We start from the raw sequence: 16630 nt of genomic DNA on the forward strand, positions 1-16630 counted from the left end.
CGAACGCGGCTTCTGGAATGGCCGCGTGGTCGTCGAGCCATGCGAGAGCTCGGGTGGTGGCCTGTTCGGCGGTGTCGGGTGGCAGGTCGGTGCGGGACAGCAGGGGGTCGAGGACGAACCGGGCTTCCGGAGTGGTTGCGGGGCCTTTCGCGGGATGATCCGATGTGAGGCGGCGACCGCCTGCCTAGCGCCCGTTCCCCGCTCCCCGGACCCACCGATAGACCAATTCGGGCCTGCCCACCTGCCCGTACAACGGGCTCCGCCTGGCCCGCCCCGCATCCACCAGGTGCTCCAGGTACCGCCGGGCCGTGATCCGGGATATCCCGACGGCCTCCGCAACCCCCGCCGCCGTCAGTCCTTCCTCCGCCTCCCGCAACGCCCTCGTCACCCGCTCCAGGGTCGGTGCGCTCAACCCCTTCGGCAGCGCGGCCGGCCCCGGTGCCCGCAGCGTCGCCAGGGCCCGGTCCACCTCGTCCTGCCCGCTCGCCTCGCCCACCGCCGCGTGGAACTCGGCGTACCGCACCAGCCGGTCCCGGAGCGTGGCGAAGGTGAACGGCTTGAGCACGTACTGGACCACCCCCAGCGACACCCCCTCCCGGACCACCGCCAGATCCCGCGCCGACGTCACCGCGATGACGTCCGCGTGATGGCCGGCGGCCCGCAGCGACCGCGCCAGGTGCAGCCCGTGCACGTCCGGCAGGTGCAGGTCGAGCAGCAGCAGGTCCACCGGCGTACGGTCCAGCATGCGCCGCGCCTCCGCGCCCGTGTGCACCTTGCCGACGGCCACGAACCCCGGCACCCGGCCGACGTACATTACGTGCGCGTCCGCCGCGACCGGGTCGTCCTCCACCACCAGGACGCGGATGGGCTGTCCGTCCGTCATCTGCCGCCTCCGGACCCGCCACCTCTGGACCCGCCGCCTCTGGACCCGCCGCCTCTGGACCCGCCACCTCTGGACACGCCACCTCTGGACACGCCACCTGTGGACACGCCACCTGTGGACCCGGCGCCCTGGGGTGCGCGGTCCTCCGCCTCGGCTTCCTGGGGTGCGTGGTCCTCCGCCTCGGCTTCCTGGGGTACGCGGTCCTCCACCGCAGCCCGCTCGGACACGCGGTCCTCCGCCTCGGCTTTCCCGGCGGTCCGGCCTTCCGGCGCGGCCGCCTCGGACACGAGTGCCTCCGGGATCCGGCCCCCCGCCACGGCGCCACCGTCCTCCAACGGCAAGCGCACCTCGAACACCGCGCCGCCCCCTTCGGCCTCCGCCACCGTCAACGTCCCCTCATGCCGATGCACCGCCTGCCGTACGAGCGCCAGTCCCAGACCCCGCCCGCCGGGCCCCGCCGGCTTCGTCGAGAAGCCGCGCTGGAAGACCAGGTCGGCGTGGGCCGGGTCGACGCCCGAGCCCGTGTCCGCCACCCGCAGGACCAGTTCCGGCCCGTCGGTGCGCGCCGTCACCGTCACGCGCGGCCGTACGCTGCCCTGGGCCGCGTCCACCGCGTTGTCGATGAGGTTGCCGAGGATCGTCACCAGGTCCCGGGACGGCAGCGTCTGCGGCAGCAGCCCGTCGTCCAGGCCGCTGTCCTCCGACACCACCAGCTCCACGCCCCGCTCGTTGGCCTGCGCGGTCTTGCCGAGCAGCAGTGCGGCCAGCACCGGTTCGCTCACGGCCGCGACCACCTGGTCGGTCAGTGCCTGGGCCAGCTCCAGCTCCGCCGTCGCGAACTCCACGGCCTCCTCCGCACGCCCCAGCTCGATCAGCGACACCACGGTGTGCAGCCGGTTCGCCGCCTCGTGCGCCTGCGAGCGCAGGGCCTGCGTGAATCCGCGCTCGGAGTCCAACTCGCCCATCAGGGACTGGAGTTCGGTGACATCGCGCAGGGTCGCCACCGTGCCCCGGCGCTCTCCGCCCGACACCGGCGAGGTGTTCACCACCAGGACCCGCGACGCCGTCAGGTGCACCTCGTCCACGCGCGGCTCCGACGCCAGCAGCGCGCCCGTCAGCGGGGCCGGCAGTCCGAGGTCCGCCACCGACCTGCCCACCACGTCCTCGGTGACGCCCAGCAGTTCGCATCCGCCGTCGTTGATGAGCGCCACCCGGTACTGGGCGTCCAGCATCAGCAGCCCCTCGCGTACGGCGTGCAGCGCGGCCTGGTGGTAGTCGTGCATGCGGCTGAGCTCGGCCGCGTTCATGCCGTGGGTGTGGCGGCGCAGGCGGGCGTTGATGACGTACGTGCCGACCGCGCCGAGCGCGAGGACTCCGGCCGCGACCCCGAGCAGCGCCGTGACCTGGTCCTGGACCCGCTGGCTGATCGCCTCGACCTTGATGCCGGCGCTGACGAGGCCGATGACGCGGTCGTTCTCCTCGACGGGCGTGACCGCGCGGACGGACGGGCCGAGGGTGCCGGTGTAGGTCTCGGTGAGAGATTCGCCCCGCTGGGCGCGGGAGATGTGACCGAGGAAGCGTTTGCCGATCTGGTTCCTGTCGGGGTGGGTCCAGCGGATGCCCTCGGGGTTCATGATCGTGACGAAGTCGACCCCGGTGTCCTGCTGGACCTTGAGCGCGTACGGCTGGAGGTGCGCCGTGGGGTCGGAGGTGTGGATGGCCGCCCGTACCGACGGGGCGTCGGCGACCGAGCGGGCGACCGCCATGGCTTGGCGGCCGGCCGCGTCCTCGGCCTGGCTGCGGTCGCTGACGTAGGTGAACAGCGCGTACCCGGCCACGACGACCGCGAGCAGCACGGCCTGCATGGCGAAGAGTTGGCCGGCCAGGCTGCGGGGTCTGGGAAGGGCGGGTATGCGCATGTCGTCAGTCTGCCTCTCCGTCTCAGTGTGAACTAAATGAACGGAAGGGTGACCGCCCTCACAGGCCGGGAGATAGTCACGGCATTCCTGTAAATGCCCCGGACGTGAGCCGCACGCCGGTGATGCCGACGACGTCGTCAAGGAGGGCCGCCGTGACCAGCGCAGCCGATACGGCACCTGCCGCACCCCCCGCCAGGCGGGACCGCACCCACTACCTCTACATCGCGGTGATCGTCGCGGTGCTTTTCGGTATCGCGGTCGGATTCGCCGCGCCGGACTTCGCCAAGGAGCTCAAGCCGCTCGGCACGGGCTTCGTGAACCTGATCAAGATGATGATCTCGCCGATCATCTTCTGCACGATCGTGCTCGGTGTCGGGTCCGTGCGGAAGGCCGCGAAGGTCGGCAAGGTCGGCGGGCTCGCGCTCGGCTACTTCGTCGCCATGTCGTTCGTCGCCCTGGCCATCGGCCTGGTCGTCGGCAACATCATCCACCCGGGCAGCGGGATGCACCTGACCGACGCCGTGAAGACCGTCGGGCACGACCAGGCGAAGGCCGCCGCCGAGGGGCCGGTCGACTTCCTGCTCGGGATCATCCCGACCACGTTCGTGTCGGCCTTCACCGAGGGCCAGGTGCTGCAGACTCTGCTCGTGGCGCTGCTCGTGGGCTTCGCGCTGCAGGCCATGGGCCGCACCGGTGAGCCCGTCCTGCGCGGGGTCGAGCACATCCAGCGGCTGGTCTTCCGCGTGCTGGCGATGATCATGTGGGCCGCTCCCGTCGGCGCCTTCGGCGCGATGGCCGCCGTGGTCGGCGAGACCGGCATGGACGCCCTCAAGGCGCTCGCCACGATCATGCTCGGCTTCTACGTCACCTGCGTGCTGTTCGTAATGATCGTGCTCGGCACGCTGACCCGCCTGGTCGCCAAGGTCAACCTCTTCCAGCTGCTGAAGTACCTCGGCCGTGAGTTCCTGCTGATCCTGTCCACCTCGTCGTCCGAGTCCGCGCTGCCGCGCCTGATCGCGAAGATGGAGCACCTGGGCGTCGGCCGGCCGGTCGTCGGCATCACTGTGCCGACCGGCTACTCCTTCAACCTCGACGGCACGATGATCTACCTGACCATGGCCTCGCTGTTCATCGCGGACGCCCTGGACCAGCCGATGAGCATCGGCCAGCAGATCGGCCTGCTGCTGTTCATGATGGTCGCCTCCAAGGGCGCGGCCGGCGTCTCCGGCTCCGGCATCGCGGTACTGGCCAGCGGTCTGCAGTCGCACAAGCCCGCCCTGGTCGACGGCGTCGGCCTGATCATCGGCATCGACCGCTTCATGAGCGAGGCCCGCGCCCTCACCAACTTCGCCGGCAACGCCGTCGCCACCCTGCTGATCGGCACCTGGACCGGCGAGGTCGACAAGGAGCGGGTGCAGCGGGTGCTCGCCGGTGAGCTGCCCTTCGACGAGAAGACGCTGCTCGACGCCGCCGAGGACGACGGAACCCGCACCGGGGTGCCCGAGCAGCGCGAGGACGGCGAGAAGGAACTCGCCAAGGCCTGAGCGGGCCTGCGTCCCCCTCCCGGTACTCCGGGTGGCTGAGCTCTCTTCCCCCGTCGCTCAGTTGCCCGGCCCCCAGGCCCGTGCGGCGAAATCTTCTGTCACCGTGCGGGCCTGGGGCCGTACGGCGGGATCTTCTGTCGCCGTGCGGCTGTCAGTCGCTGAGCTTCGCCACCAGCGCGGTGGCATGGGAGGCGGGCACGCCCGCAGCGGTCAGCACCGTGACCGCGGCGGAGCGGCCCGCCTCCTGTGCTGCCAGCAGGCCGTCGTTCACGGCCTCCATCAGCGCGAACAGCATCTGCTCGTGCACGTATGCCAGGGCCGGCGCCGGCAGCGGTGAGCAGAAGACGCCCTGGTCGAGCCCCCGCTGCAGGAGTTCCACGGCGCTTGCGCGGACCGGGGCGAGGCGTTCGCGGATGCCCTGCATGGTGACCGTGCGCTGGGCCAGCGCGACCAGCAGCCGGTAGCGGTCGGCGATCTCCCAGACCGCGAGCACCGAGCGCGCCACGGCCTCCGCCGGGTCCTCGACGCCCTCGCGGCCCGCCGCGTGCGCGTCCGCCAGCGCCTGCACCGCGCCGTCGACCAGCGTGCTGATCAGCGCCTCGCGGCTGGGAAAGTGCCCGTACACCGTCCGCCGTACGACACCCGCGGCGCGCGCGATCTGGTCCATGGACGCGTCGGGGTCGCGCAGTAGCTCGGCGAGGGCGACGTCGAGGATGCGGCGCCGGTTCGCGTCGGCGCGACTGGTGTTACCCGTGGTCATGGCTGCCATTCTGCCCGCCCCCGCGGCCGGTCTCCCGGTTCCTCCGCAACGGCTTCACCTCCTCGATTTGCACAGCGTTGTGCAACGACGTACATTGCACATGGTTGAGCAATTGCACATCGATGTGCAAGTCCGTCATGTACGTCTTGAGGAAGGCGAACCCTGCCATGCGACTCGTCCTGAACGAACCGGTCGAAAGGAGGGACCGCCCCTACGCCCGGCGCTGGTGGGCGCTCCTCGTGCTCTGCCTGAGCCTGCTGATCATCGTGATGGCGAACACCGCCCTCACGGTCGCCGCGCCCGACATGACCCGGGACCTCGGTCTGTCCAGTGCCGACCTGCAGTGGGTGATCGACGGCTACACCGTCCCGTACGCCGCGCTGATGCTGCTGCTCGGCGCGATCGGCGACAAGTACAGCCGGCGCGGCGCACTCGGCCTCGGGCTCGTCGTCTTCGGGGGCGGGGCCGTCTTCGGCTATTTCGCCGACAGCTCCACGACGGTCATCGCGGCCCGCGCCGTGATGGGCGTCGGCGCCGCGCTGATCATGCCCGCCACCCTCTCCCTGCTCGCCGCGACCTTCCCGCGCGCCGAACGCGCCAAGGCGATCACCCTGTGGACCGCGACGGCCGGGCTCGCGATCGCGGCCGGTCCGGTCGTCGCCGGGGCGCTGCTCAAGGACCACGGCTGGTCCTCGACCTTCCTGATCAACGTGCCGATCGCCGCCGTCGCCCTCGTGGCCGCCTTCGTCCTGGTCCCGCCGTCGAAGGCCGCGCACCACGAGCGCATCGACTACGTCGGCGGGCTGCTGTCGGTGGTGTGGATCGGCTCGCTGGTCTACATGATCATCGAGGGGCCGCACTTCGGCTGGGGCGCCAAGGCGGTCACGGCCGCGGTCGTCGCAGGCGTGGGGCTGGTGGCCTTCGTCCTGTGGGAGCTGCGCCACCCGCGCCCGGTGCTCGACGTGCGCCGCTTCGCGCACCGCCGGTTCGCCGGGTCCAACCTCGCCGTCGCACTGTTCTTCCTGGCCGTCTTCGGCGCCTTCTACTACCTCACCCAGCACCTGCAGTTCGTCCTCGGCTACGACGCCCTGCAGACCGGCCTGCGCATGCTGCCGCTCGCCGGTGCCGTCTTCGTCGGCTCGGCACTGACCGGCTGGCTCACCCCGCGCATCGGCATGAAGCCGACGGTGACCGCCGGCATGGTCGGCGGCACGGCCGCGCTCGCCCTGCTCACGCAGGTCGACGGGAGTTCCTCGTACGGCGACTTCGTCGCGCCCCTGATCGTCCTGGGCCTGGCGATCGGGCTCGCCCTCTCGCCCTGCACCGACGCCATCATGGGCGCGTTCCCGGAGTCCGAGCTGGGCGTCGGCGGCGCCGTGAACGACACCTCGCTGGAGCTGGGCGGCTCGCTCGGCATCGCCATCCTCGGTTCGCTGCTGTCCACGTCGTACTCCGACCACCTCTCCGACGCCACCGCCGGCAGCAAGCTCCCGGCGAGCGCCCTGTCCACCGCCCAGGACTCGGTCGGTGCCGGCTACCAGGTCGCCCAGGGCATCGGGGACAGGGCCCGGCAGCTCGCCGAGCAGGCGGCCCACACGAGCGACGCGCAGCAGGCCGCCCAGCTGAAGGCACAGGCCGGCCAACTCGCCGAGGGCGCCCGGCAGATGACCGACGCGGTCGGCTCCTCCTTCTCCGACGCGGTCGCCCACACCAGCCTGGTCGGCGCCGTGATCCTGGCCGTGGGCACGGTCCTGGTCGCCCTGCTGCTGCCGCGCGGGCAGGCCGCCGTGACGCAGGAGCCGGAGGAGGCGAAGGAACTGGTGGGCAGCGGGACGCGCTGACCGGGCCCTCGCCACGGTTTCTCACCTGCATGCACTAACGTGCCGTGCCGGATCGACCGGCACGGCACGTTCGTATGCTGTGAAGTTCGTATGCGTGTGAAGTTCGTATGGAGGCACGGGGGATGACGATCGACTGGGACCGGCGCACCTGCGCGCGCCGAGGGCATGTGACCTATGCGCCGGACGACCCCCGGCTGCGGGTCCGGCTGCACGCCGACACCGCCCTCGGGGAGGTGTGGCGGTGCCTGCGCTGCGGCGACTTCGTGCTCGGCGAGCCGCACGGCTCCGGGCCGACCGCGGAGGCGCCGCTGGTGCCGCGCGGGAAGGTGCTGCGGGACCTGCTCATTCTGCGCTTCCTCGCGATCGAGCGGGCCCTCCGCGGGGTGTTCATCGTGCTGGTCGCGGTGGCGGTGTGGAAGTTCAGCAACAGCCAGGACGCGGTGCGACGGCTGTTCAACGAGTACCTGGACATCTTCCGCCCGGTCTTCCGGCACTTCCACTACGACCTCGACCACTCGCCCGTGGTCGGCACCATCCAGAAGTCCTTCGGCTACCAGCACTCCACGCTGGTGCTGCTGGCCGCGCTGTTGGTGGCCTACGCGCTGATCGAGCTCGTCGAGGCGGTCGGCCTGTGGTACGCCAAGCGCTGGGCGGAGTACCTGACGGTGGTCGCCACCGCTGCCTTCCTTCCGCTGGAGGTCTACGAACTCACCGAGCACGTCAGCGGGCTGAAGATCGCCACGCTGGTCCTCAACATCCTCGCCGTCCTCTACATCGCCCTCGCCAAGCGCCTGTTCGGCCTGCGCGGCGGGCGGAAGGCCTTCGAGGAGGAGCGCCGCGGCGCCTCGCTGCTCGAGGTGGAGGAGTCCGCCGGGGTGGCCGTCTAGGGACCCGCCGCCACGCCCCGCGAACCGCTCCTCGATGCGCTTCCCGCCCAGCCCCTGGCCGCTCCCGCGCGCCCGCTCGTCGCCACCGGCATCGCATGGGCCCGTGGCGGCGGCGTGGAGATCCACGGCCCGATCGCGGCCCTGCTCCTGCTGCTGACGCGCCGCCGCACGGATGCGGCGGCACCTGGGGATCGGGCTTGTGGAGCTGGTAGAGGCCGATGGCCTCGACGCCGAGCCGCTTCAGGGAAGCCTCCGTGGCCGCCTTCAGATGGCGCGGGTATCCGGTGACGGTCCAGCTGCCCTGGGGGTCCCCCCAGGCCCTTGAGGCACTGGGGGACGGTCGGCCGCGGCCGCCCTTCGTGGCCACCAGCACGCCGGAGGTGTCACTGCCGTACGTCGTCGGCGCAGGTCGGCGGCGACGGCGCGTGGGTCGACGTCCGTCTCGCGCACGGGCGCGATCGAGTTCTCGTACTCGTACACCTCCACCGTCGACGTCATCACGTAGCGGGCGGTGCGGCCGGTGAAGACCCGTCGGGCGGTCGCCGCCTGGCGGGGCGTGTAGCAGACCTGGTCGACCACGACGTCGAAGATGCGCGGGCCGAGCGCGGCCCGCAGCGCGTTCTCGTCATTCCGGTCGGCGACCAGATGAAGTGCGCCGGACGGTGGTGCCGACGATCCGCGATTGACGACCGTGACCCTGTCACCCGCGGCGAGCAGCCGGGCGATCAGCCGCTTCCCGAATAGCGGTTTCCGCCGATGACCAAAACCTCACGCATGACGCCCCTCTGACAATGAACACGTTCCGTCCCCGGAACCGGGTGACCATAATTCTCGCGGCGCATCAGCGAGGTCTGAAGGGGTGGACATCGGAGATCCGGTCGTCGCACCGAAAGAACCACGGCATCTGCGCGCCGCGGCCCACGAAGCGTCGGTGAGCTTCGACGCGCTGGACCGGCAGATCCTCCAGCTTCTGCAGACCGACGGCCGGATCAAGCTGAGCGAGCTGGGGCACCGGGTCCGGCTGAGCCCGGCCGCGGTCACCGAGCGGGTTGCCTTGACGTCGGCGTCAAGGCCTACGTTCGTACCCATGCGAATCCGCGAGCTGGCCGCGCGGGCCGGGACCACGACGCGGACGCTGCGGTACTACGAGTCACGGGGGCTGCTGCCCGCGCGGCGGGACGCCCACGGACACCGCGCATACGACGAGCGTGACCTGAAGCTGCTGCGGCAGATCAGGACGCTGCAGGACCTCGGGTTCGACCTGGAGGAGACCCCGGCCCTTCGTGGAGTGTCTGCGGGCCGGGCACCCGGAAGGGGACTCGTGCCCGGCGTCGCTCGCGGTCTACCGGCGCAAGCTGGACGAGCTCGACGCGCTGATCGGCGAGTTGCAGGCGGTGCGGGCGCAGGTCGGCGCGCAGCTGGCGAGGGCCATGGGGGCACCCCCCAGCTCGTCAAGAGCTTGGGGGAGGGCGCGGGACGCGCCGGCCGCCGATGCGCTGGTTCCGGGCGGTCCGGAACCCCTGTGCGAGCGGGGAGGGCAGGAGCGGTGATCAGGTCGGTGGCGGGTGTGGCCGAGGTGACGGATGCGGACTTCGAAACGGAGGTGCTCGGATCGGACCTGCCGGTGCTGGTGCAGTTCACGGCCGAGTGGTGCGGGCCGTGCCGGCAGCTGGGACCGGTGCTGAGCGGCGTCGCCTTCGAGGAGGGCGACCGGCTGAGGGTCGTCCAGCTGGACGTGGACCGCAACCCGCAGACCACGATCGCGTACGGCGTACTGTCGACGCCGACGCTCATGGTGTTCCGCGGCGGCGAGCCCGTGAAGTCGATGGTGGGCGCCCGGCCCATACGGCGCCTGCTGGAGGAGCTGTCGGACGTGCTGTAACGCGGGCCGGACACCAAGAAATCCCCCGAGCAATTGCGCTCGGGGGATTTCTGTGCGTATATTCGGTGGTTCGCGACTTCAAAAGGATTGAGTCGCAGTGAAGTTCAGTGAGCACACTATATCCGGCCGGGAGCGGAATTGTCAAACACCGATTTTCCAGACGGTGAATTGCGGCAGGAACAGGAATTCATCGACGGGCTGTACGCGCGTGTCGACGCCCTGCGCGGCCACACCGAGGACTCCGTCGCGGACGCGCTCGCGCAGGGCGACAAGCCCATGCAGGCCAGGCTGGAGCGGGACATCCTCGTCGCCGAGCGCTCGGGGTTGCTCGCCGCGCTGAACGCCGTGGACGGCTCGCTCTGCTTCGGCCGGATCGACCTCACCTCCGGGAACAGCCACCACATCGGCCGCATCGGGCTGCGCGCCGCCGACCCGAACCGCACGCCGATCCTGATCGACTGGCGGGCCAATGTCGCCCGTCCCTTCTACCTGGCCACCGGCCACACCCCGATGGGCCTGCGCCGGCGCCGGCACATCTCCACCGACGGCCGCCGGGTCACCTCCCTGCACGACGAGATCCTCGACCTCGGCGACGCCACCCGCACCGGCCACGAGGACCCGACCGGCGACGCGGTGCTGCTCGCCGCGCTCAACTCCGCACGTACCGGCCGCATGACCGACATCGTGCAGACCATCCAGGCCGACCAGGACCGCATCATCCGCGCCCCCCACCGCGGGGTGCTGGTGGTGGAGGGCGGTCCGGGCACCGGCAAGACCGCGGTCGCCCTGCACCGGGCGGCCTACCTCCTCTACGAACACCGCGAGCTGCTCGCCAAGCGCGCCGTCCTGATCGTCGGCCCCAACCCGGCGTTCCTCGGCTACATCGGCGAGGTGCTGCCCTCCCTCGGCGAGACCGGTGTGCTGCTGGCGACGGTCGGCGAGCTGTTCCCCGGCGTGAAGGCGACGGCCACCGACACCCCCGAGGCGGCTGCCGTGAAGGGCCGCGCCGAGATGGCCGACGTGCTCGCCGCCGTCGTACGGGACCGGCAGGGGCTGCCCGACCCGGTGATCGCGATCGAGCACGACCGGGAGATCCTGATGCTCGACGACGGCCTGGTGAACGTCGCCCGCGAGCGCACCCGCGCGTCCGGGCTCCCGCACAACGCGGCCCGCGAGCACTTCGAGGGCCACATCCTCAACACGCTCACCGACCTGTTCGCCGAGCGCATCGGCACCGACCCCTACGACGGCTCGAACCTCCTCGACGCCGGCGACATCACCCAGATCCGCGACGAGCTCGCCGAGAACCCCGAAGTCTGGTCCGCCATCGACCAGTTGTGGCCCCGGCTGACCCCGCAGCGGCTGGTCGCGGACTTCCTCGCCGCACCCGACGGCTACCTGTCCGAGGCCGACGCGGACGCCATCCGCCGCCCGGTGACGCGGGCGTGGACCGTGGCGGACGTCCCGCTGCTCGACGAGGCGGCCGAACTGCTCGGCGAGGACGACCGGGTGGCCCGGGCCCGCGCCGAACGCGAGCGCCAGGCCCAGGTGTCGTACGCCCAGGGAGTGCTGGACGTGTCGTACGCCTCCCGGACGTACGAGTTCGAGGACAAGGAGGACAGTGACCCGGACGCGTCCGAGGTGCTGTCCGCGCACGACATCATCGACGCCGAGCGGTTCGCCGAGCGGCACGAGGATGCGGACCACCGCAGCGCCGCCGAGCGCGCGGCCGCCGACCGCACCTGGGCGTTCGGGCACATCATCGTCGACGAGGCGCAGGAGCTGTCGCCGATGGCCTGGCGGCTGCTGATGCGGCGCAGCCCGACCCGCTCGATGACGCTGGTCGGCGACCCGGCGCAGACCGCGGAGGCGGCGGGCGTCGGTTCCTGGAGCGAGATCCTCGAGCCGTATGTCGAGGACCGCTGGGAGCACACCCGGCTCGGCGTCAACTACCGCACCCCGGCCGAGATCATGGACGTGGCGGCGGCCGTGGTCCGCGCCGAGAACCCCGCGTTCGAGCCGCCGAGCTCGGTCCGGTCGACGGGCGTCAGGCCCTGGGCGCGCGCCGCCGACGACCTGCCCGGCGCGGTGGCCAAGGCGGTCGAGGAGCTGACCCCCGCCGAGGGCCGCCTCGCGGTGATCGCCCCGCGCGACCTGCACCGGAAGCTGGCGGCGCGGCTGGACGGGGTGACGGCGGGCGCCGAACCCGACCTGACACAGACGGTCGTCCTGCTCGACCCGCGCCAGGCCAAGGGTTTGGAGTTCGACTCCGTCCTGGTGGTCGAGCCGGGCCGGTACGGCACGAGCGACCTGTACGTCGCCCTGACCCGGGCCACGCAGCGGCTCGGCGTGCTGCACACCGGTTCGCTGCCACGGGCGTTGGCCGACGCGCTGGCGGCGTAGCGGTGCCCGGTCTGGGGGCTGCCGCCCCCAGACCCCCGCTTCGGCCTGAACGGTCAGGCCGGGCGCAGCCACACCGTCGCGAGCGGCGGCAGCGTCAGCCGGATGCTCGCCGGGCGGCCGTGCCAGCCCTGCGGCTCCGGCTTGACCGGGTCCGGGCGCACGACGTCGCTGCCGCCGTAGCGGGCCGCGTCCGTGTTGAGGACCTCCAGCCAGGCGGGGACGTCGTCGGGGACGCCGATGCGGTAGTCGTGGCGGACCACGGGGGCGAAGTGCGAGACGGCCAGCAGCGGGGCGCCCTCGGCGTCGTGGCGCAGGAACGCGAAGACGTTGTCGTCCGCCGCGTCCCCCACGATCCACTGGAAGCCGTCGGGGTGGACGTCGCGCTGCCACAGGGCGGGCGTGGCGCGGTAGACGGCGTTGAGGTCGCGCACCAGGTCCCGCACGCCGCGGTGGTCGGCCTCCGCCCCGTAGGCGGGGTCGAGGAGCCACCAGTCGGGTCCGTGCACCTCGGACCACTCGGCGCCCTGGGCGAACTCCTGCCCCATGAAGAGGAGTTGCTTGCCCGGGTGGGACCACATGTAGCCCAGGTAGGCGCGCAGGTTGGCGCGCTGCTGCCACCAGTCGCCGGGCATCTTCGACACCAGCGAGCGCTTGCCGTGCACCACCTCGTCGTGGGAGATCGGGAGCACGTAGTTCTCGCTGTAGGCGTACACCATCGAGAAGGTCATCTCGTGGTGGTGGTACTTGCGGTGGATCGGATCGTGGCTCATGTACTCGAGCGAGTCGTGCATCCAGCCCATGTTCCACTTCAGCCCGAAGCCGAGTCCCCCGAAGCCGCTCGGGCCCCTGTGGTGGGTGGCGCGGGTGACGCCGTCCCACGCGGTGGACTCCTCCGCGATGGTCACCACGCCCGGCACCCTGCGGTACACGGTCGCGTTCATCTCCTGCAGGAACGCCACCGCGTCCAGGTTCTCCCGCCCGCCGTGCTCGTTCGGGGTCCACTGGCCCGGCTCGCGCGAGTAGTCCAGGTACAGCATGGAGGCGACGGCGTCCACGCGCAGTCCGTCGATGTGGAACTCCTCGCACCAGTACAGGGCGTTGGCGACGAGGAAGTTGCGCACCTCGCGCCGGCCGAAGTCGAACTCGAGGGTGCCCCAGTCGGGGTGGGCGGCGCGCAGCGGGTCTGCGTGCTCGTACAGGGGCCGCCCGTCGAACTCGGCCAGCGCCCAGTCGTCGCGCGGAAAGTGCGCCGGCACCCAGTCCATCAGCACGCCGATGCCGGCCTGGTGCAGGGCGTCGACCAGGTCCTTGAAGTCGTCCGGGGTGCCCAGGCGGGCGGTGGGCGCGTAGAAGCCGGTGACCTGGTAGCCCCAGGAGCCGCCGAAGGGGTGTTCCGCTACCGGCATCAGCTCCACGTGCGTGAAGCCCATGTCCTTGACGTACGCGGGGAGCTGTTCGGCCAGTTGACGGTACGTCAGTCCCGGTCGCCAGGAGGGGAGGTGGACCTCGTACACCGAGAACGGGCCCTCGTGCGCCGGTGTCTGAACGCGGCGGGCCAGCCACTCCTCGTCGTGCCACTCGTGGTGCGAGGCGTGCACGATGGACGACGTGGCCGGCGGGGCCTCGGTACGGCGGGCCAGCGGGTCGGCGCGCAGCGTCTTGGAGCCGTCCTGCCGGGTGATCTCGAACTTGTACAGCTCGCCCTCGCCGATACCGGGCACGAACAGCTCCCACACGCCCGAGGAGCCGAGCGAACGCATCGGGTACCCGGTGCCGTCCCAGAAGTTGAAGGTGCCGGCGACGCGCACGCCCCCGGCGTTCGGCGCCCACACCGCGAAGCGGGTGCCGCTCACGCCCTGGTGGGTCATCGGATGGGCGCCCAGCACCTGCCACAGCTGCTCGTGCCGGCCCTCGCCGATCAGGTGCAGGTCGAGCTCGCCGAGCGTGGGCAGGAAGCGGTAGGCGTCCTCGGTGTGCTGGACCGTCCCCTCGTACGCCACCTCCAGCCGGTACGCCGGAACGTCCCGCAGCGGCACCAGCCCGGAGAAGAAGCCGTCCCCGTCGTTGTGCAGATCGACCCGCAGGTTCCCGGCGACGACGGTGACGCCCAGCGCGTACGGCCGGAAGGCCCGGAAGGCGACACCGCCGGGCACCGGATGCGCCCCCAGCACCGAGTGCGGGGCGTGGTGCGTGCCGCTGAGCAGCCGCGCGCGGTCGCCCGCGTCGGCGGCGGGGGAGACGGCCACCTCCACGGCCTCGGCGGTGATCGTCTCGGAGCCGGGCGGTGCGGACGCCTCTACCGCCACTGCCTTGGCCGCGATCGTCTCCGGGGACGCCGGTGCGGCCATGTCGGCCACGGCTTCCGGCTGGGTCACTGCCGTCCCGGCGGCGTTCTTCCTGGCCGTGGCCTTCTTGGCGGCGGTCTTCTTCGCGGTCGCCTTCTTCGCGGTCGCCTTCGTCGCGTCCGCGGTCTTCGTGGCCGTCTTCTTCGCCACCGCCTTCTTGGCCGTGGCCTTCTTCGCGGCTGCCTTCTTCGCCGACAGTTTCGCCGTCGCCTTCTCCATGGTTTTCTCGGCCGCCTTCTTCGCCGTCTGCCTCGCGGCGCTCTCCTTCTGCGCGGCCGCCGGCTGCGCGGTACTGGTCTCCTCGGCCGTCTTCTTCGGATCCGAACCGCTGGACGGGGGGCGGGGGGTCACGGGCGGTGCCTCCTCGGCGCAGGTCAGGTGAGGTGCAGGCGGGGTCAGGTCGGGTTGGAGGTGGCCAGGCGGCGTACCGCGGACAGCGGCACTGAGAGCCAGTCGGGCCGGTGCCGGGCCTCGTAGACGACCTCGTAGATCGCCTTGTCCGTCTCGTAGGCCCGCAGCAGTACCGGGTCGGTCCGCGGATCACGGCCGCCGACCTCGGCGTACCCGGTGCAGTACGCGGCCCGGCAGGCCGCGGCCCACTCCGGCGCCGGCGGGCCGCCGGCCGAGTGCGCCGCGTAGTCGAAGGAGCGCAGCATCCCGGCGACGTCCCGCACCACGGGCTGCGGCATCCGCCGCTCGGCCAGCGGCTTCCCCGGCTCGCCCTCGAAGTCGATCAGCGACCACTCGCCGGAAGGCGAGCGCAGGCACTGGCCGAGGTGCAGATCGCCGTGGATGCGCTGCGCGGTCCAGGTGTGGCCCTCGGCCGCGAGGTCGGCCAGCGCCTCGAACGCGGAGTGCAGCCCGGGGACGTACGGACTCAGCGCGGGCACCGCCTGCGCGGCCGCCTCCAGGCGCTCGGTCATGCCGGCCACCAGCGACTCGAGCTGGGTGTGGCCCAGGGTGACGGTGGGCAGCGCCCGGGCGAGCGCGGTGTGCACCTCGGCCGTGGCGCGTCCGAGCGCCCGCGCCTCGGCGCTGAAGTCCTCGCCCTTGGCCAGCTCGCGCAGAGCAAGCTCCCAGCCGTCCGACGCGCCCTGCACGAAGGGCTGGAGCACGCCCAGCACGTAGGAGTCGTCGGCCAGGTCCGCCATCATCCACGCCGTCGGCGGGGGCACCCGCCGGCAGCCCTCATGGGCCAGGGCAAGCGGCAGCTCCAGGTCGGGGTTGATCCCGGGCATGACGCGGCGCAGCAGTTTGAGAATGAACGTATCTCCGTAGACGACCGACGAGTTGGACTGCTCGGCCGTCACCACGCGCGGCACGAGGTCGGGGTGTATCTCCTCCCGCCGCTCGAAACGCAGCCCGCCGATACGGGCCTGGGCGCGCAGCGCCTCCAGGATCACCTCGGCGAGCCGGGGGTCGTGCAGGGCCTCGTACACCGTGCGTCCGGTGAGCGGGCCCTCCTGCACATGTCCGATCAGCGCGGGCGCCAGCCGCGGCGGCAGCGCCTCGCGCACGCCTATGAGCAGTTGGTAGCAGTCGCCGGGGTGGGGGACGGCGCCCAGGACGGGCGCGAGCGGCTGATGGGCGCGGACGAGCAGGTGGTACAGGCCCAGCTTCCCGTCGACCGGCAGCAGCTCGGTGGAGGCGACCAGCGAGAACGCCGTGACCGGGCGGCCCTTGCCCGCGAACCAGCGCTGCCGCGGCAGCCACTCGTGCAACAACGGGTCCAGTGACGCAAGGAGGCCTGGGCTGCATGTGGTGACAGAGCGTGTGACGGCTTCCGACATGGCGTCGCGTCCAATCGCTGGTCGGTGTGACTGACGCGTGCCCACGGGTGGGGCGGGGGAAACCGCCACACCCTCGGGTACTAGGCGGCGTCCTTGCGGAGCCGGAACCAGTAGAAGCCGTGGCCGGCGAGGGTCAGCAGGTACGGCAGCTCCCCGATGGCCGGGAAGCGCACCCCGCCGAAGAGCTCGACCGGGTGCCGCCCGGTGAACGCCCTGAGGTCCAGCTCCGTCGGCTGCGCGAACCGGGAGAAGTTGTTCACGCACAGGACGAGGTCGTCCTCGTACTCGCGCAGGAACGCGATGACCGCCGGGTTGGAGGACTGCAGTTCCCTGTACGAGCCGAGTCCGAAGGCGTGGTTCTGCTTGCGGATCTCGA

The 16630-nt window shown here is 71.6% G+C and carries 11 protein-coding genes and 4 pseudogenes; 7 read left to right on the forward strand and 8 right to left on the reverse strand.

Going from position 1 to position 16630, the window contains the following annotated elements; translation table 11 throughout:
• Positions 1-184: 184 nt before the first annotated feature.
• Together ABZV31_RS32035 and ABZV31_RS32040 are read right to left on the reverse strand one after the other, a co-directional pair.
• The gene (locus tag ABZV31_RS32035) at positions 185-883 is read right to left on the reverse strand and encodes a response regulator (RefSeq protein WP_355900391.1); all 699 of its coding nucleotides are present in this window, start codon (positions 881-883) and stop codon (positions 185-187) included.
• Positions 880-2802 (reverse strand): sensor histidine kinase, encoded by a 1923-nt coding sequence (locus tag ABZV31_RS32040; RefSeq protein ID WP_355900392.1) that lies wholly within the window; start codon positions 2800-2802, stop codon positions 880-882. Before ABZV31_RS32040 ends, ABZV31_RS32035 begins: the two co-directional genes overlap by 4 nt.
• 152 nt (positions 2803-2954) lie before the next feature.
• On the opposite strand from ABZV31_RS32040, the gene ABZV31_RS32045 reads away from it, so the two are divergent.
• Positions 2955-4346, forward strand: a complete 1392-nt coding sequence (locus ABZV31_RS32045; RefSeq protein ID WP_355900393.1) for a cation:dicarboxylase symporter family transporter — start codon at positions 2955-2957, stop codon at positions 4344-4346.
• A gap of 151 nt (positions 4347-4497) precedes the next feature.
• Here ABZV31_RS32045 and ABZV31_RS32050 read toward each other — a convergent pair whose 3' ends face one another.
• Positions 4498-5115 carry a TetR/AcrR family transcriptional regulator gene (locus ABZV31_RS32050; protein WP_355900394.1) on the reverse strand — a complete coding sequence of 206 codons (618 nt, stop codon included), beginning with the start codon at positions 5113-5115 and terminating at the stop codon, positions 4498-4500.
• Between the two features lie 158 nt (positions 5116-5273).
• On the opposite strand from ABZV31_RS32050, the gene ABZV31_RS32055 reads away from it, so the two are divergent.
• Together ABZV31_RS32055 and ABZV31_RS32060 are read left to right on the forward strand one after the other, a co-directional pair.
• The gene (locus tag ABZV31_RS32055) at positions 5274-6947 is read left to right on the forward strand and encodes an MFS transporter (RefSeq protein ID WP_355900395.1); all 1674 of its coding nucleotides are present in this window, start codon (positions 5274-5276) and stop codon (positions 6945-6947) included.
• 122 nt (positions 6948-7069) lie between these two features.
• Positions 7070-7834, forward strand: coding sequence for a DUF2127 domain-containing protein (locus tag ABZV31_RS32060; protein WP_355900396.1), 765 nt, complete (start codon positions 7070-7072; stop codon positions 7832-7834).
• Between the two features lie 178 nt (positions 7835-8012).
• On the opposite strand, the pseudogene ABZV31_RS32065 reads toward ABZV31_RS32060, so the two are convergent.
• Both ABZV31_RS32065 and ABZV31_RS32070 read right to left on the reverse strand, forming a co-directional pair.
• A pseudogene (locus ABZV31_RS32065) lies at positions 8013-8228 on the reverse strand (aldo/keto reductase); the annotation flags it as partial.
• Positions 8229-8251: 23 nt separating this feature from the next.
• Positions 8252-8610, reverse strand: a pseudogene (locus ABZV31_RS32070) (NAD-dependent epimerase/dehydratase family protein); the annotation flags it as partial.
• A 155-nt stretch (positions 8611-8765) separates the two neighbouring features.
• Here ABZV31_RS32070 and ABZV31_RS32075 point away from each other — a divergent pair.
• From ABZV31_RS32075 to ABZV31_RS32090, 4 genes and pseudogenes are all read left to right on the forward strand, one after another.
• Positions 8766-8876: pseudogene (locus ABZV31_RS32075) on the forward strand (AsnC family transcriptional regulator); the annotation flags it as partial.
• Between the two features lie 45 nt (positions 8877-8921).
• Positions 8922-9384 (forward strand): annotated as a pseudogene (locus tag ABZV31_RS32080) (MerR family transcriptional regulator).
• On the forward strand, positions 9381-9716 hold the full coding sequence (locus ABZV31_RS32085; protein ID WP_355900397.1) for a thioredoxin domain-containing protein: 336 nt from the start codon (positions 9381-9383) through the stop codon (positions 9714-9716). Before ABZV31_RS32080 ends, ABZV31_RS32085 begins: the two are co-directional and overlap by 4 nt.
• 168 nt (positions 9717-9884) lie before the next feature.
• Positions 9885-12119 carry an ATP-dependent DNA helicase gene (locus ABZV31_RS32090; RefSeq protein WP_355900398.1) on the forward strand — a complete coding sequence of 745 codons (2235 nt, stop codon included), beginning with the start codon at positions 9885-9887 and terminating at the stop codon, positions 12117-12119.
• Between the two features lie 53 nt (positions 12120-12172).
• Here ABZV31_RS32090 and glgB read toward each other — a convergent pair whose 3' ends face one another.
• From glgB to ABZV31_RS32105, 3 genes are all read right to left on the reverse strand, one after another.
• Complete coding sequence (gene glgB, locus ABZV31_RS32095; protein ID WP_355900399.1) at positions 12173-14815, reverse strand: 1,4-alpha-glucan branching enzyme; 2643 nt, start codon at positions 14813-14815, stop codon at positions 12173-12175.
• 44 nt (positions 14816-14859) lie between these two features.
• On the reverse strand, positions 14860-16254 hold the full coding sequence (locus tag ABZV31_RS32100; protein WP_355900400.1) for a phosphotransferase: 1395 nt from the start codon (positions 16252-16254) through the stop codon (positions 14860-14862).
• Positions 16255-16334: 80 nt separating this feature from the next.
• On the reverse strand, positions 16335-16630 hold a 296-nt coding region (locus ABZV31_RS32105; protein ID WP_355900401.1), incomplete at its 5' end, for an alpha-glucosidase C-terminal domain-containing protein.

This window comes from Streptomyces sp. NPDC005202, assembly GCF_040608235.1.
Taxonomy (GTDB): Bacteria; Actinomycetota; Actinomycetes; order Streptomycetales; family Streptomycetaceae; genus Streptomyces.

Bases quoted from the DNA above. Each gene is read 5' to 3' on its own strand.
- ABZV31_RS32040 (WP_355900392.1), bottom strand. From the start codon at position 2,802: ATGCGCATACCCGCCCTTCCCAGACCCCGCAGCCTGGCCGGCCAACTC.
- ABZV31_RS32060 (WP_355900396.1), top strand. From the start codon at position 7,070: ATGACGATCGACTGGGACCGGCGCACCTGCGCGCGCCGAGGGCATGTG.
- ABZV31_RS32035 (WP_355900391.1), bottom strand. From the start codon at position 883: ATGACGGACGGACAGCCCATCCGCGTCCTGGTGGTGGAGGACGACCCG.
- ABZV31_RS32055 (WP_355900395.1), top strand. From the start codon at position 5,274: ATGCGACTCGTCCTGAACGAACCGGTCGAAAGGAGGGACCGCCCCTAC.
- ABZV31_RS32050 (WP_355900394.1), bottom strand. From the start codon at position 5,115: ATGGCAGCCATGACCACGGGTAACACCAGTCGCGCCGACGCGAACCGG.
- ABZV31_RS32100 (WP_355900400.1), bottom strand. From the start codon at position 16,254: ATGTCGGAAGCCGTCACACGCTCTGTCACCACATGCAGCCCAGGCCTC.